The organism is Citrobacter sp. wls619 (assembly GCF_005281345.1).
Classification (GTDB): Bacteria; Pseudomonadota; Gammaproteobacteria; order Enterobacterales; family Enterobacteriaceae; genus Citrobacter.
Genome location: NZ_SZXJ01000062.1, coordinates 163 through 1,369 on the forward strand (window position 1 = coordinate 163; position 1,207 = coordinate 1,369).

A 1,207-nucleotide genomic window follows, 5' to 3' on the forward strand; every position below is an offset into this window, starting at 1 on the left:
TGAGACAGGGCAGTATGTTTCGCCTGACCCGATAAAACTCGCTGGCGGTATCAGGCCATACGGATATGTTCATAACCCTCTAACATGGATTGATTTTTTTGGTCTTTCTCCCAGCGGGGAACTAAACAAAGCCTTAGGTGGCGTTGTTGGAGATGGATTACAGGCTCACCATGTTATTCCCGTTGACGTCTGGAATAATAATGCATCATTTTTTAATGATATTGGAATGAATGGAATGCGTGATACAGTGGGCAACGGAATATTGATGCCAGGCTCCCAAACTGGCTTTCTGAACGGTGATGGTAAGGGGATGGCTGTTTATCACAGTTCAAGACATGATTATTATTCATTAGAGGTCGATGATCTAATTAATGATATAAAAAGAGAGTTTTATGGAGGAAATATTTCTAAAGATGATGCTCGTCGTTCCGTGAAAAAATTACAAATGAAACTGAAACAAAAAATCTGGTCAGGTGATGTCCCTCAAACATGTTGTAAAAGGATATGGTGATAGAATGAACTTCCATATATTAATGAACGATTACTCTCAGCCATCTACTCTTATTTTTTTACACGGTATATTCGACACCATAGTAACAAACCCACCAGCACCATCCAAGCATAATTTCCCTTATTATCTCGCTGAAAAAGAATGCCCAGCAACCATAATAGTAAACATGACAGAAAATCAGTCAATTGAGTTTGATTACAGGCATAATCAAGGATATATTGTATCTGAAGATTTTTTATTTATTTTACAAGAGGCTATTACCCCTCCTTTTTTTATAAAAAAACTTTCATTTTATTTTTCAGGGAAAATAAAAGAAATCGGCAACAAAAAATACTTTTTACTGTACTTCCCCAGTAATAAATTCATTGATTATAAAAAATCTTTATTCTTTAATATAGAATCTGGTTCAAAAATACCTCGAAAGATATCATTCATTGATGAAGCATTTAACTATGATATATTCGAACTCGACTCAAGCATCAGATATGGATGTCGATTAGTTGTCAATGATAAATTTAAAAATAAACTCAAGAACAGTGGATTACATGGATTTAAAATAGTTCCTGTTGATGATGCTCTACAACACTATTGCAAAGATTATCGGTTTGATTTGAACAGTGCTATTAAAAAAGAAAAGAGAAAGTTACCTTAATTCTATGACGTGACGGTGCAGTTCACCCACGGCGTGATGGGCCG

2 protein-coding genes are annotated in these 1,207 nt (G+C 35.4%); both read left to right on the top strand.

Annotation, left to right across the window (positions count from 1 at the left end; all coding sequences use genetic code 11):
• Positions 1-511 (top strand): AHH domain-containing protein (locus FDX19_RS13565; protein WP_170974377.1); only part of this gene is annotated, 511 nt, incomplete at its 5' end.
• Positions 477-1,163, top strand: coding sequence for an Imm43 family immunity protein (locus tag FDX19_RS13570; RefSeq protein WP_137383123.1), 687 nt, complete (start codon positions 477-479; stop codon positions 1,161-1,163). The genes FDX19_RS13565 and FDX19_RS13570, both read left to right, overlap by 35 nt.
• The last annotated feature ends 44 nt before the right edge of the window (positions 1,164-1,207 follow it).

Bases quoted from the DNA above. Each gene is read 5' to 3' on its own strand.
- FDX19_RS13570 (WP_137383123.1), top strand. From the start codon at position 477: ATGTCCCTCAAACATGTTGTAAAAGGATATGGTGATAGAATGAACTTC.